Source organism: Citrobacter sp. CK199, assembly GCF_030333285.1.
In the GTDB taxonomy this organism is placed as follows: Bacteria; Pseudomonadota; Gammaproteobacteria; order Enterobacterales; family Enterobacteriaceae; genus Citrobacter_B; species Citrobacter_B koseri.
On record NZ_JAOWGF010000021.1, the window covers coordinates 268398 to 282307 of the forward strand.

At 55.3% G+C, this 13910-nt stretch carries 13 protein-coding genes; 10 read left to right on the top strand and 3 right to left on the bottom strand.

All coding sequences use genetic code 11. The features are described from left to right. Positions 1-201 precede the first annotated feature (201 nt). Positions 202-2232 (top strand): alpha-amylase, encoded by a 2031-nt coding sequence (malS, locus tag OGX75_RS02550; RefSeq protein WP_286451005.1) that lies wholly within the window; start codon positions 202-204, stop codon positions 2230-2232. Positions 2233-2407: 175 nt separating this feature from the next. Then, positions 2408-3658 (top strand): valine--pyruvate transaminase, encoded by a 1251-nt coding sequence (gene avtA / locus OGX75_RS02555; RefSeq protein WP_058668269.1) that lies wholly within the window; start codon positions 2408-2410, stop codon positions 3656-3658. Between the two features lie 35 nt (positions 3659-3693). On the opposite strand, the gene OGX75_RS02560 is transcribed toward avtA, so the two are convergent. Further along, positions 3694-4167, bottom strand: coding sequence for a 4Fe-4S dicluster domain-containing protein (locus tag OGX75_RS02560; protein WP_286451006.1), 474 nt, complete (start codon positions 4165-4167; stop codon positions 3694-3696). A 117-nt stretch (positions 4168-4284) separates the two neighbouring features. Beyond that, the gene (gene yiaJ / locus OGX75_RS02565; RefSeq protein WP_200075943.1) at positions 4285-5100 is read right to left on the bottom strand and encodes an IclR family transcriptional regulator YiaJ; all 816 of its coding nucleotides are present in this window, start codon (positions 5098-5100) and stop codon (positions 4285-4287) included. A gap of 218 nt (positions 5101-5318) precedes the next feature. Here yiaJ and yiaK point away from each other — a divergent pair, with 218 nt between their 5' ends. The 8 genes from yiaK to araD all read left to right on the top strand — a co-directional run bounded on the left by yiaK (position 5319) and on the right by araD (position 12967). After that, entirely contained in the window at positions 5319-6317 is a 999-nt protein-coding gene (yiaK, locus tag OGX75_RS02570) for a 3-dehydro-L-gulonate 2-dehydrogenase (protein ID WP_071259234.1), read from the top strand. A gap of 11 nt (positions 6318-6328) precedes the next feature. Then, positions 6329-6793 carry a YhcH/YjgK/YiaL family protein gene (locus OGX75_RS02575; protein WP_012135715.1) on the top strand — a complete coding sequence of 155 codons (465 nt, stop codon included), beginning with the start codon at positions 6329-6331 and terminating at the stop codon, positions 6791-6793. A gap of 22 nt (positions 6794-6815) precedes the next feature. Then, positions 6816-7745, top strand: a complete 930-nt coding sequence (locus OGX75_RS02580; RefSeq protein ID WP_071259229.1) for a DUF4862 family protein — start codon at positions 6816-6818, stop codon at positions 7743-7745. 105 nt (positions 7746-7850) lie between these two features. Next, entirely contained in the window at positions 7851-9170 is a 1320-nt protein-coding gene (locus OGX75_RS02585; protein WP_047460323.1) for an MFS transporter, read from the top strand. A gap of 90 nt (positions 9171-9260) precedes the next feature. Continuing rightward, positions 9261-10766 carry an FGGY-family carbohydrate kinase gene (locus OGX75_RS02590; RefSeq protein ID WP_286451007.1) on the top strand — a complete coding sequence of 502 codons (1506 nt, stop codon included), beginning with the start codon at positions 9261-9263 and terminating at the stop codon, positions 10764-10766. Continuing rightward, positions 10763-11425, top strand: a complete 663-nt coding sequence (gene ulaD / locus OGX75_RS02595) for a 3-keto-L-gulonate-6-phosphate decarboxylase UlaD (RefSeq protein ID WP_058668274.1) — start codon at positions 10763-10765, stop codon at positions 11423-11425. The genes OGX75_RS02590 and ulaD overlap by 4 nt, the downstream gene beginning before the upstream one ends. Further along, on the top strand, positions 11418-12278 hold the full coding sequence (locus tag OGX75_RS02600) for an L-ribulose-5-phosphate 3-epimerase (RefSeq protein WP_286451008.1): 861 nt from the start codon (positions 11418-11420) through the stop codon (positions 12276-12278). The genes ulaD and OGX75_RS02600 overlap by 8 nt, the downstream gene beginning before the upstream one ends. Continuing rightward, the gene (araD, locus tag OGX75_RS02605; protein WP_012135722.1) at positions 12272-12967 is read left to right on the top strand and encodes an L-ribulose-5-phosphate 4-epimerase; all 696 of its coding nucleotides are present in this window, start codon (positions 12272-12274) and stop codon (positions 12965-12967) included. The genes OGX75_RS02600 and araD overlap by 7 nt, the downstream gene beginning before the upstream one ends. Before the next feature lie 85 nt (positions 12968-13052). Here the strand turns inward: araD and OGX75_RS02610 are convergent, their stop codons facing one another. Further along, on the bottom strand, positions 13053-13466 hold the full coding sequence (locus tag OGX75_RS02610; RefSeq protein WP_012135723.1) for a winged helix-turn-helix domain-containing protein: 414 nt from the start codon (positions 13464-13466) through the stop codon (positions 13053-13055). Positions 13467-13910 lie beyond the last annotated feature (444 nt).

The following is a 13910-nucleotide window of genomic DNA, read 5'->3' on the forward strand; positions in this document are numbered from 1 at the left end:
ATTCCGAAACCCTGTCACGCAATAATGGCGAAGAACGCTATTAATACGAAGAAAATGTGGTGGTTATCGCAAAACATGGCTATTTTCTGCGCACGATCGCTCACCCTCGCGCCTCAGCCTGGCGGAATACGCCAGAGGGATGAGTTATCCGCTATCTTTCAACGGCATACTGGCTAAAATCGCAGCAATAAGGAAAGCGTAATGAAACTTACCGCTTTTGCGCTGGCGCTCATGCCCGGCATCGTATTCGCCTCATCATGGACATCTCAGGGATTCCCGCCCTTTACGGCGGAAGGTACGGGTAAGTTTGTCAGCCATGCCGCGTTGACGAAAGGTACGCGCCCTTTGTCGCTGCATATTGACCAACAGTGCTGGCAACCTGCTGATGCCATAAAACTCAATCAGATGCTGTCGCTCAAACCGTGTGAAGGCACGCCGCCACAGTGGCGACTGTTTAAAGACGGCGACTACTCGCTGGAGATTGATACCCGCTCCGGTACGCCAACGCTAACGCTGTCGATAAAAAGCACCGCCGATCCCGTCGCCAGCACGGTGCGCCAGTGCCCGACGTGGAACGGCTCGCCGCTGACCCTGGAGGTGAGTCACACCTTCCCGGAAGGCGCTGTCGTGCGCGATTACTACAGCCAGCAAACCGCTACCGTTAAGAACGGTCAGATTACGCTGCAACCCGGCGCGACCAGCAACGGGCTTTTGTTGCTTGAACGCGCGGAAACCGACACGCCCGCCGCATTCAACTGGCATAACGCGACGGTCTACTTTGTGCTGACAGACCGTTTCCAGAACGGCGATCCGACGAATGACCAAAGCTATGGCCGCCACAAAGACGGCATGGAGGAGATTGGCACCTTTCATGGCGGCGATTTACGCGGGCTGGCAGACAAGCTGGACTATCTGCAACACCTGGGGGTGAATGCCCTGTGGATCAGCGCGCCGTTCGAGCAAATCCACGGCTGGGTCGGCGGCGGTACGAAAGGGGACTTCCCGCATTATGCCTACCACGGCTATTACACCCAGGACTGGACCACGCTGGACGCCAATATGGGCAGCGAGGACGACCTTCGCGCGTTAGTCGATGGCGCACACCAGCGCGGCATCCGTATTCTGTTTGATGTGGTGATGAACCACACGGGCTACGCCACGCTGGCGGACATGCAGACATTCCGGTTTGGCGCGCTGTATCTGCAAGGCGATGAGCTGAAAAAGACGCTGGGCGAACGCTGGACTGACTGGAAGCCCGCCGCCGGGCAAAGCTGGCACAGCTTTAATGACTACATCAACTTCAGCGACAAAGCGGCATGGGAAGCATGGTGGGGGAAAGAATGGATTCGCACGGATATTGGCGATTATGACAATCCAGGCTTTGACGATTTGACCATGTCGCTGGCCTTCCTGCCCGATATTAAAACGGAATCCACAACCCCTTCCGGCCTGCCGGTGTTCTATAAAAACAAACCGGATACCCACGCAAAAGCCATTGAGGGCTACACGCCGCGGGATTATCTGACCCACTGGCTCAGTCAGTGGGTGCGTGATTACGGCATCGACGGGTTCCGCGTAGATACCGCCAAACACGTCGAACTTCCTGCCTGGCAGCAGTTGAAAACCCAGGCCAGCGCGGCGTTGACCGAGTGGAAACAGGCCAACCCGGAAAAGACGCAGGACGACGCGCCTTTCTGGATGACCGGTGAAGCCTGGGGCCACGGTGTCATGCAGAGTGATTATTACCGCCACGGCTTTGATGCGATGATCAACTTTGATTACCAGGAGCAGGCGGCAAAAGCGGTCGATTGTCTGGCGGATATGGACGCCACCTGGCAGCAAATGGCAGAGAAATTACAGGATTTCAACGTGCTGAGTTATCTCTCCTCGCACGACACGCGCCTCTTTCGGGAAGGCGGCGATAAGGCCGCAGAGCTTCTGCTGCTGGCGCCCGGCGCCGTACAGATCTTTTATGGCGACGAATCCGCACGCCCCTTTGGCCCGACGGGTTCCGATCCGCTGCAAGGCACCCGTTCTGACATGAACTGGCAGGATATCAACGGTAAATCCGCCGCCACCGTCGCCCACTGGCAGCGAATCAGCCAGTTCCGCGCCAGACACCCCGCCATCGGCGCCGGTAAGCAAACCACGCTCTCGCTGAAGCAGGGATACGGTTTTGTGCGCGAACACGACGGCGATAAGGTCATGGTCGTCTGGGCGGGTCGCCCTTAATCCTGCCTGACGTCCGGCGTGCCCATCCGCCGGACGTCTCATCAAAACAAAACACCAGCCAGATAAAAATCTTCAGCATAAAGCATCACCCACGGCGTTAACGCCTGATTTGCACCCTGCCATAGGTAGCGCTATGGTTAGCCACTTTGATAATGAGTTCGACAGACCACCTGCTATGACATTCTCACTTTTTGGCGACAAATTTACCCGCCATTCAGGCATTACCCGCCTGATGGAAGACCTCAATGACGGCTTACGCACGCCCGGCGCAATCATGCTCGGCGGGGGTAATCCAGCGCAAATCCCGGAAATGCAGAATTACTTCCATTCGCTACTGGGCGAAATGCTGGAAAACGGCAAAGCCACTGATGCGCTTTGTAATTATGACGGTCCGCAGGGAAAAACGGAGCTACTGACAGCGCTCGCGTCGCTGCTGCGTGAGAATCTGGGTTGGGATATCGAACCACAGAATATTGCACTAACAAACGGCAGTCAGAGCGCGTTTTTCTACTTGTTTAATCTCTTCGCCGGACGCCGCGCCGACGGGACGACTAAAAAAGTGCTGTTCCCGCTGGCGCCGGAATACATTGGTTATGCCGATTCCGGGCTGGAAGAGGATCTTTTCGTTTCCGCTCGCCCGAATATCGAGCTATTGCCGGAAGGTCAGTTCAAATACCACGTTGATTTTGAACATCTGCGCATCGGGGAAGAGACCGGCATGATCTGCGTGTCGCGCCCGACTAACCCAACAGGCAATGTGATCACCGACGAAGAGCTGATGAAGCTGGATACCCTTGCCAATCAGCACGGCATCCCGCTGGTGATCGATAACGCCTACGGCGTTCCCTTCCCGGGCATTATTTTCAGCGAAGCACGCCCGCTGTGGAATCCGAATATCATCCTGTGCATGAGCCTCTCCAAACTGGGGCTGCCCGGCACCCGCTGCGGCATCATTATCGCCAATGAAAAAATCATCACCGCCATCACCAATATGAACGGCATTATCAGCCTGTCGCCTGGCGGTATTGGCCCGGCAATGATGTGCGAAATGATTAAGCGTAACGACCTGCTGCGCCTGTCGGAAACGGTAATAAAACCGTTCTACTACCAGCGCGTACTGGAGACAATCGCGACCATTCGCCGGTATTTACCGGAAAATCGCTGCCTGATCCATAAGCCGGAAGGCGCTATTTTCCTCTGGCTGTGGTTCAAAGATTTGCCGATTTCAACTGAATTGCTGTACCAGCGTCTGAAAGCGCGCGGCGTATTGATGGTTCCCGGCGACTACTTCTTCCCGGGGCTGGACAAACCCTGGCCGCATACGCACCAGTGCATGCGGATGAACTACGTTCCCGATCCGCAAAAAATTGAGGCAGGGGTGAAAATTCTTGCTGAAGAGGTTGAGCGCGCCTGGCGTGAAGGCTGACAGCCTCCCCGGTCATCGCCTGACCGGGGTGACACTCAGACGGGTTGCGCGTGCAGTCGTTGTCGCTGCACGTTTTCCACATCAAGGCACTGCAACGCGTCAGTCGGGCAGGCCTCCACGCATGCCGGACCCGTTTCACGGTGCCAGCAGAGATCGCATTTAATCGCCTGTACGCGTGAGGTTCGCGACACAACGTTCATCGCGCCGAACGGGCACACCAGCATACAGCTTTTACACCCGATACAGCGCGCTTGCTCCACGAAGATGTGCCCATGATCGCGACGAATAGCCTGCGTTGGGCACACGTTCGCGCAGGGGGCATCTTCACACTGACGACATGCCGCCGCCGTGGTAAACGCATCGTCTTTAATGACCCGGATGCGGGAGACAAATTCCCCGGACGACACCGCCGCACAGTCCTGGTTCTCCTGATGCGCCACTACGCAGGCAACCTCACAGGTACGACAGCCGATACATTTCGCCGCATCCGCCATGATAAATCGGTTCATTGCCCTCTCCACCTGCGTAAAACCCCAGAGTGCCAGAGAGGGCGCGATCGCTGCTTTGATCCGACGAGGGAAACGATTAAATTTTGTCAGATGCCCATCATCTTCCGGGCGCCTGCCTTAATCGCGCACGGTAAAACCCAACTCATTCGAGATCGCCTGCGCGGTGTCACGCAGGGGTTTGAGCAGATTTTTCTCGCCAATTTGCTTAAGCCGGGACGTCGAAAGCGAAATAGAGATGGCGTATGGCACCCGATGGTGAATATCAAACACCGGCACGGCAATGCAGGAAACGCCCAGCTCATTCTCTTCGCGATCCATCGCCATACCGCTTTCACGAATTTGCGCCAGCTCGTCATACATCGCCGGCAACCCGGTAATGGTGTTACGGGTCAACGGCTGGATCTGATCCCTGTGGCTTTCCCAATAGGTTTCCACATAGTCAGGATGGCCGAACGCCATGTAAATCTTCCCCATCGCAGAGCAATACAGCGGCATATGCTGACCGATATAGGCGCGGGTGCGCAGCATGCCGGTGGTCGGCTCCAGCTTATAGATCAGGATGGCATGATCGTCTTCACGGCTGGAGAAGTTGACGGTCTCGCCAGTGGCGATATTCAGCGTCTCAAGATGCGGTGCAGCCACATGAATGATATTCAGCGATGACAGGGCTTTCTGCCCGACAGCGATAAATTTAGTGGTCAGACGATAGCTTCCGGCGGCAGGCGCGGGGGTGACATACCCGCAGGACTGCAATCCCTGTAGCAGTCGATGCACGGTACTTTTGTTCAGCCCGGCCAGTTCAGACAAGTGCGCCAGCGGGCATCCGTTCGGGTAGTTACTGAGGATCTCAATCAGCATCAAACCACGGAACAGGCTCTGACTACCGGCTGGCCTCTCTTTTTCTTGCGTCATTTCGCTCTCTTTTATGCCCATCGCTTCCGCTCCCCTTTTCGTCGCGCTCTGATGGTAGCGCAAAGTGTGTTTCAGTTCACGATCTGAACCGAAAAAACACAACTATTTGATTTTGATGATTTTAAAAAATAGACCACCCCGTTGATCTGTCAAAATTTGATCGCTATATTTGAAATCAGATTTCGCATAGTGAAATTTAAAGATAAAAAAGCGGTCAAAAATAAACGGGAGAAGCAGGAATGAAAGTGACTTTTGAGCAGTTAAAAGAGGCGTTCAATCGGGTGCTGCTGGCGCGCGGCGTTGCGGCGGAAACGGCTGACGCCTGTGCAGAAATGTTTGCCCGTACCACAGAATCCGGCGTCTATTCGCATGGCGTGAATCGCTTTCCCCGTTTCATTCAGCAACTGGATAATGGCGACATCATTCCTGATGCCAGACCGCAGCGCATCACCAGCCTTGGCGCCATCGAGCAGTGGGATGCTCAGCGATCCATCGGCAATCTGACGGCGAAAAAAATGATGGATCGCGCCATTGAACTGGCTTCCGACCACGGCATCGGCCTGGTGGCGTTACGCAATGCCAACCACTGGATGCGCGGCGGCAGCTACGGCTGGCAGGCGGCGGAAAAAGGCTACATCGGCATCTGCTGGACCAACTCTATCGCCGTGATGCCGCCGTGGGGGTCAAAAGAGTGCCGCATTGGCACGAACCCGCTGATCGTCGCCATCCCTTCATCGCCAATCACCATGATCGATATGTCGATGTCGATGTTCTCCTACGGCATGTTAGAGGTGAACCGGCTGGCGGGACGTGAGCTGCCGGTAGACGGCGGGTTCGACGATGAAGGAAATTTGACCAAAGAACCTGGCGTGATCGAAAAAAATCGCCGCATTTTGCCGATGGGCTACTGGAAAGGGTCAGGTCTGTCGATTGTGCTGGATATGATCGCCACCCTGCTTTCCGACGGCGCTTCCGTTGCCGAAGTTACCCAGGAAAACAGCGACGAATACGGCGTTTCGCAGATCTTCATCGCTATTGAGGTCGATAAGCTGATTGATGGCGCCACGCGCGATGCCAAACTCCAGCGCATTATGGATTTCGTCACCACCGCCGAGCGCGCCGATGAGAACGTGGCAATCCGTCTGCCAGGCCACGAATTTACCCGGCTGCGGGATGAGAATCGCCGCAACGGCATCACCGTCGATGACAGCGTATGGGCCAAAATCCAGGCGCTGTAAGGAGGCATAGCATGATATTTGGACATATCGCACAGCCCAATCCGTGTCGTCTGCCAGACGCGATTGAAAAGGCGCTCGATTTCTTACGTACCACCGACTTTCGCACGCTGGACCCTGGGGTGGTGGAAATCGACGGCAAAAATATTTTTGCCCAGATAATTGATTTAACCACCCGCACTGCGGCTGAAAACCGTCCAGAAGTTCATCGCCGTTATCTGGATATTCAGTTTCTCGCCTGGGGTGAAGAAAAAATAGGGGTTGCCATCGACACCGGTAATAACCAAATCAGCGAATCGTTATTAGAACAGCGCGATATTATTTTCTATCACGACAGTGAACATGAATCTTTCTTTGAAATGGTTCCGGGAAGCTACGCTATTTTTTTCCCGCAGGATGTTCATCGCCCTGGCTGCAATAAAACGGTCGCGACACCCATACGGAAAATCGTCGTTAAAGTGGCAATATCCGCTTTATAAAACGTTATCTTTGGAGCACAACATGAAAACGAACAATACCGGTTATATTATCGGTGCGTATCCCTGTGCACCCTCATTTCACCAAAAGAGTGAAGAGGAAGAGAAGGAATTCTGGCGGCAACTCTCCGATACTCCTGATATTCGTGGGCTGGAGCAACCCTGCCTTGAACATCTTCACCCACTCGGCGACGCGTGGTTATTGCGCCATACGCCAGGCAACTGGCAAATCGTCGTGACGGCGATTATGGAGACCATGCGCCGTCGCGGTGAAAACCGCGGCTTTGGGCTGGCCTCCAGCAATGAAGATCAGCGTCAGGCCTGTGTGGCGTACTATCGCCACCTTTACCAGAAGATCACGACAATCAACGCGGCAAGCGCCGGGAAAGTGATCGCGCTTGAGCTGCACGCCGCACCGCTGGCCGATAACCCAAACGTCGCGCAGGCAACGGACGCATTTGCCCGTTCAGTGAAAGAGATCGCTGGCTGGGACTGGCCGTGCGACCTGGTGCTGGAACACTGCGACGCGATGACCAGCGCCGCGCCGCGCAAAGGATTCCTGCCTCTGGACAACGTGCTGGAGGTGATTGCCGACTACGACATCAGCGTTTGCATTAACTGGGCGCGTTCCGCCATTGAAGGACGCAACACCACCCTGCCACTGACCCATACACAGCAGGTAAAACAGGCCGGTAAACTCGGCGCGCTGATGTTCTCCGGTACAACGCAAAGCGGTGAATACGGCGAATGGCAGGATTTACATGCGCCTTTCGCGCCTTTCTGCCCTGACAGCATGATGACGCAGGAACATGCCCATGAATTACTGACCTGCGCAGGAACAGACGTTCTGCAATTCATGGGTATTAAGTTACTGGAAATTAACGCTAATGCCGACGTCAGTCACCGCGTAGCGATATTACGCGACGGCATTACGGCATTAAATAACGCCAAATAATAAGACGTTGCCGGATGGCGGCGTAGGTCTGATAAGCAAAACGTCATCAGGCATTAAATAATTTACTTTTCATCGCCAGAATACTTACTTTACGAGAATACGAAGATGAATATGACCTCTCGCCCTACAGAAAAAGATATACCTCGTCAGCGTTGGCTGCGAATTATTCCGCCCATTCTGATTACCTGTATTATTTCTTATATGGACCGCGTGAATATTGCTTTCGCGATGCCTGGCGGAATGGATGCCGAATTAGGTATTTCCGCCACTATGGCCGGTCTGGCTGGCGGGATTTTCTTCATCGGCTATCTGTTCTTACAGGTTCCCGGCGGCAAAATCGCCGTTCACGGCAGCGGCAAGAAATTTATCGGCTGGTCGCTGGTTGCCTGGGCGGTTATTTCCGTCCTCACAGGCTTAATCACCAACCAGTATCAATTGCTTGCCCTGCGTTTCTTACTGGGTGTGGCGGAAGGCGGCATGCTGCCCGTCGTACTGACGATGATCAGCAACTGGTTCCCGGATGCTGAACGCGGTCGTGCGAACGCCATTGTGATTATGTTTGTGCCGATTGCCGGGATTATCACCGCCCCGCTCTCCGGCTGGATCATCACCGTACTCGACTGGCGCTGGCTGTTCATTATTGAAGGTCTGCTCTCTCTCGTCGTGCTGGTGCTGTGGGCGTACACCATTTATGACCGGCCGCAGGAAGCCCGCTGGATCTCCGGGGCGGAAAAAAACTATCTGGTGGAAACCCTCGCCGCAGAACAGAAAGCCATTGCCGGAAGCGAAGTCAAAAACGCCTCTCTCAGCGCGGTCCTTTCCGACAAAACCATGTGGCAACTTATCGCCCTGAACTTCTTCTATCAGACCGGGATTTACGGTTACACCCTCTGGCTGCCAACCATTCTCAAAGAGCTGACCCACAGCAGCATGGGGCAAGTCGGTATGCTCGCCATTTTGCCATACGTCGGCGCGATCGCCGGGATGTTCCTGTTCTCTTTCCTTTCCGACCGCACGGGTAAACGCAAACTGTTTGTCTGCCTGCCGCTGATTGGCTTCGCCCTGTGCATGTTCCTGTCGGTGGCGCTGAAAAACCAAATCTGGCTGGCCTATGCCGCGCTGGTCGGCTGCGGCTTCTTCCTGCAATCGGCGGCGGGCGTTTTCTGGACGATCCCGGCACGTCTGTTCAGCGCCGAGATGGCGGGCGGCGCACGCGGCGTTATCAACGCGCTTGGCAACCTCGGCGGCTTCTGCGGCCCCTACGCGGTTGGCGTACTGATCACGTTGTACAGCAAAGATGCGGGCGTCTATTGCCTGGCAATCTCCCTGGCGCTGGCCGCACTGCTAGCGCTGTTGCTGCCCGCGAAATGCGATGCGGGTTCGACACCAGCAAAGACAATGAGCCCGCGTAAACACGCCGCGTAACACCATGCCCGGGGCGCAGCGCTTACCGGGCCTACAAAACCCGTAGGCCGGATAAGCGTGGCGCCATCCGGCAAAAATGAGACATGAAAGATGAGAGAGAAAGAGGCCTTCTGGCTGGGCATCGATTGTGGCGGTACTTATCTGAAAGCCGGTTTGTATGACGCCAAAGGTCATGAGCATGGGATCAACCGGCAGTCGTTACAGACGGCAACGCCACTGCCGGGTTACGCCGAACGCGACATGCACCAGCTCTGGCAACAGTGTGCAGCCACCATTGCCGGGCTTTTGCAGCGTACAGGCATCTCCGGCGAGCAAATTAAAGGCGTCGGTATCTCCGCTCAGGGTAAAGGACTGTTTCTGCTCGACAGGCAGGATCAGCCGCTGGGCAGCGCCATTCTCTCTTCCGACCGCCGGGCGCTGAAGATTGTCCAGCGCTGGCAGCAGGACGGCATTCCTGAACAGCTTTACCCCGTTACCCGTCAGACGCTATGGACCGGGCATCCCGCCTCTCTGCTGCGCTGGATTAAAGAGAACGACCCTCAACGTTACGCACAAATTGGCTGCGTGATGATGGGGCATGACTATCTGCGCTGGCGCTTAACCGGCATAAAAGGGTGTGAAGAGAGCAACATTTCTGAGTCCAACCTCTACAACATGAGCAGCGGGCAGTATGACCCGCGCCTGACCCAATGGTTGGGCATCAGTGAAATCGACGATGCGCTGCCCCCCATTATGGGGTCAGCCGAAATATGCGGGGAGATCACCGCTCAGGCAGCCGCCATCACCGGTCTGAAGGCGGGCACGCCCGTCGTCGGCGGTCTGTTTGACGTGGTTTCCACCGCGCTCTGCGCCGGTATTGAAGATGAATTCACCCTCAACGCGGTGATGGGCACCTGGGCGGTGACCAGCGGGATCACTGAGGGGTTGCGCGACCACGAAGCGCACCCTTATGTCTATGGCCGCTACGTCAACGACGGGCAGTACATCGTTCACGAAGCCAGCCCTACCTCATCCGGCAATCTTGAATGGTTTACCGCCCAATGGGGCGAACTCTCTTTTGACGAGATCAACCAGGCCGTCGCCAGTCTGCCGAAAGCGAGCGGCGAACTCTTTTTTCTGCCGTTTCTGTACGGCAGCAATGCCGGGCTGGAGATGACCTGCGGCTTTTACGGCATGCAGGCGCTGCATACCCGCGCGCATCTGCTACAGGCCATTTACGAAGGGGTGGTGTTCAGCCACATGACCCATCTCAACCGTATGCGCGAACGCTTTACTGAGGCGCACACCCTGCGCGTAACCGGCGGCCCGGCGCACTCCGACGTCTGGATGCAGATGCTGGCGGATGTCAGCGGCCTGCGCATCGAACTGCCGCAGGTTGAAGAGACCGGCTGCTTTGGCGCCGCGCTCGCCGCCCGCGTCGGCACCGGCGTATACCGCAGTTTCAGCGAGGCTCAGCACGCCTTACGGCACCCGGTACGCACGCTGATGCCCGACATGGCCGCGCACCGTCTTTATCAGCGCAAATACCGCCAATACCAGGATTTGATTCAGGCATTACAGGGCTACCACGCCCGCATTAAGGAGCACGCATTATGAGCCGACCATTACTGCAACTGGCGCTCGACCACACCAACCTTCAGGCGGCGCTTCACGATGTCGCCCTGTTACAGGACCACGTCGATATCGTTGAGGCTGGCACCATCCTCTGTTTAACCGAGGGGCTTGGCGCGGTGAAAGCGCTGCGCGCCCAGTGCCCGGATAAAATCATCGTTGCCGACTGGAAGGTGGCCGATGCGGGCGAAACGCTCGCGCAGCAGGCTTTTGCCGCAGGCGCCAACTGGATGACGATTATCTGTGCGGCGCCGCTCGCCACGGTGGAGAAAGGCCATGCCGTCGCGCAATCCTGCGGCGGTGAAATTCAGATGGAGCTGTTCGGCAACTGGACGCTGGACGATGCCCGCGCGTGGTATCGCACCGGTGTGCGTCAGGCGATTTACCACCGTGGGCGCGACGCGCAGGCCAGCGGACAGCAGTGGGGAGACGCGGATCTGGCACGGATGAAGGCGCTTTCTGATATTGGCCTGGAGCTGTCGATTACCGGCGGCATTACGCCTGCCGATCTGCCGTTGTTTAAAGATATTCGCGTCAAAGCATTTATCGCCGGACGCGCGCTGGCAGGGGCGGCGCATCCGGCACAGGTTGCTGCCGGGTTCCACGCGCAAATTAACGCCATCTGGGGAGAGCAGCATGCGTAATCATCCGTTAGGTATCTATGAAAAAGCGCTGGCAAAAGACCTCAGTTGGCCGGAGCGCCTGGTGCTGGCGAAAAGCTGCGGCTTTGACTTTGTCGAAATGTCGGTGGATGAGACCGACGAACGCCTGTCGCGCCTGGACTGGAGCCCCACGCAGCGGGCGTCGCTGGTGACCGCCATGCTGGAAACCGGCGTGGCCATCCCGTCAATGTGCCTGTCCGCGCATCGTCGCTTTCCCTTCGGCAGTCGCGATGAAGCCGTACGCCAGCGGGCGCGCGACATCATGGCCAAAGCGATTCACCTGGCGCGCGATCTGGGTATCCGCACCATTCAACTGGCGGGTTATGACGTCTATTACGAAGAACATGACGAAGGTACGCAACAACGCTTTGCCGAAGGGCTGGCGTGGGCGGTGGAGCAAGCCGCAGCGGCGCAGGTGATGCTGGCGGTGGAGATCATGGACACCGCCTTTATGAACTCCATCAGCAAATGGAAAAAATGGGACGCGCTGCTCGCCTCGCCGTGGTTTAGCGTTTACCCGGATGTCGGCAATCTCAGCGCCTGGGGCAACGACGTCGCCGCTGAGCTGAAGCTCGGTATTGACCGCATCGCCGCCATCCACCTGAAAGACACGCAGCCGGTGACCGAGAACAGCCCCGGTCAGTTCCGCGACGTGCCGTTCGGCGAAGGGTGCGTGGATTTTGTGGGCATCTTCAAAACGCTGCATGAGCTGAACTACCGTGGCGCGTTTTTGATTGAGATGTGGACGGAAAAGGCCAAAGAGCCGGTGCTGGAAATTATCCAGGCGCGGCGCTGGATAGAAGCGCGTATGCAGGAAGGAGGATTCACATGTTAGAGCAGTTAAAAGCCGAGGTGCTGGCAGCCAATCTGGCGCTTCCGGCACACCATCTGGTGACATTCACCTGGGGTAACGTCAGCGCCGTCGATGAAACGCGAAAACTGATGGTCATTAAACCTTCCGGCGTTGAATATGACGTCATGACCGCCGACGATATGGTGGTGGTGGAGATCGCCAGCGGCAAGGTCGTTGAAGGCAGCAAAAAGCCCTCATCCGATACGCCGACGCATCTGGCGCTCTATCGTCGTTATCCGCAGATCGGCGGAATTGTGCATACCCATTCCCGCCATGCAACGATCTGGTCACAGGCGGGTCTTGACCTGCCCGCCTGGGGCACCACGCATGCCGACTATTTCTATGGCGCAATCCCCTGTACCCGGCTGATGACCGTGGAGGAAATTAAAGGGGAATACGAATACCAGACGGGCGAGGTAATCATCAAAACCTTTGAAGAACGCGGTCTGAACCCAATGCAAATCCCGGCGGTATTAGTCCACTCACACGGGCCATTCGCCTGGGGGAAAGACGCCGCTGACGCCGTGCATAACGCCGTGGTGCTTGAGGAGTGCGCCTATATGGGGCTGTTTTCGCGCCAGCTCACGCCACAGCTACCGGATATGCAGCCAGAATTGCTCGACAAACATTATCTGCGTAAACACGGCGCGAACGCCTATTACGGGCAGTAAGACAATAAAAAAATCCCTGGGCGTAAAACGTCCAGGGTAAGAATCCGAAGGCGACATCACGCTACGGAATAAACGGTTACTGACCTCAGCGATATCGGTATTGATAATCTACATTGTCCACCACACTATAAAGCGGTTGAATATCATCCAGTGCCAGTATGTATCCACTTCCTTTCACGCAGACAATTGAATTCTTCGGTAGCCCCAGCAGACTTAATTTATTATTTAGATTTTTGACGACTTTAGATAAACGCTGCGTGGAAGCACATAATTCATTTTTTTCCCAAACGTTGATGAGTAATTCATCCTTTGAGACATATTGAGAACGTGCATTGACCAAAAGGTAAACAAACAGATGGAGCATTGTCCGATTAAAAAACACTCCACAGAAAGAGATGACGCTATCCATTTTATTAACCGGCAGCCGGAAAATTCGAGCTTCGTTAATATCAAGGAATATTTCCCTGCCAATCATAAATCCATGTAACTGATATTCCATACTTTAGATACTCACGTTGAGCTAAACCAGAGATACCTGCTCATGTTCACCTCCTCCTTGATTATTGTGTAAGCCTCAAGTGTAAAAAAAAGCAATTTATTTTCAATAGTTAACCGACACAACTCTTTTCCCACACCTTTCTGATGGGGTATAGGTTTAATAGCTGAAAAACATATTTGTATAAATTATATGTAATTACTAAAGACAAACGATTAGCAGTATAAGCTAAATAGACAGGGCCGGTGCATGTGACAATTAAATATTATATATTTATCTCAAATTACAGTTAATAATGCTGCGCCGGGTTCCCAACGACCGAACAGCGGCTTCACTCTCTCCGGCAAATCTGCCCGATGGCGCTACGCTTATCGGGCCTACATATGCGGTTCTCCGTCGGCTGGATAAGGCCCGATGGCGCTATGCTTATCGGGCCTACATGTGCGA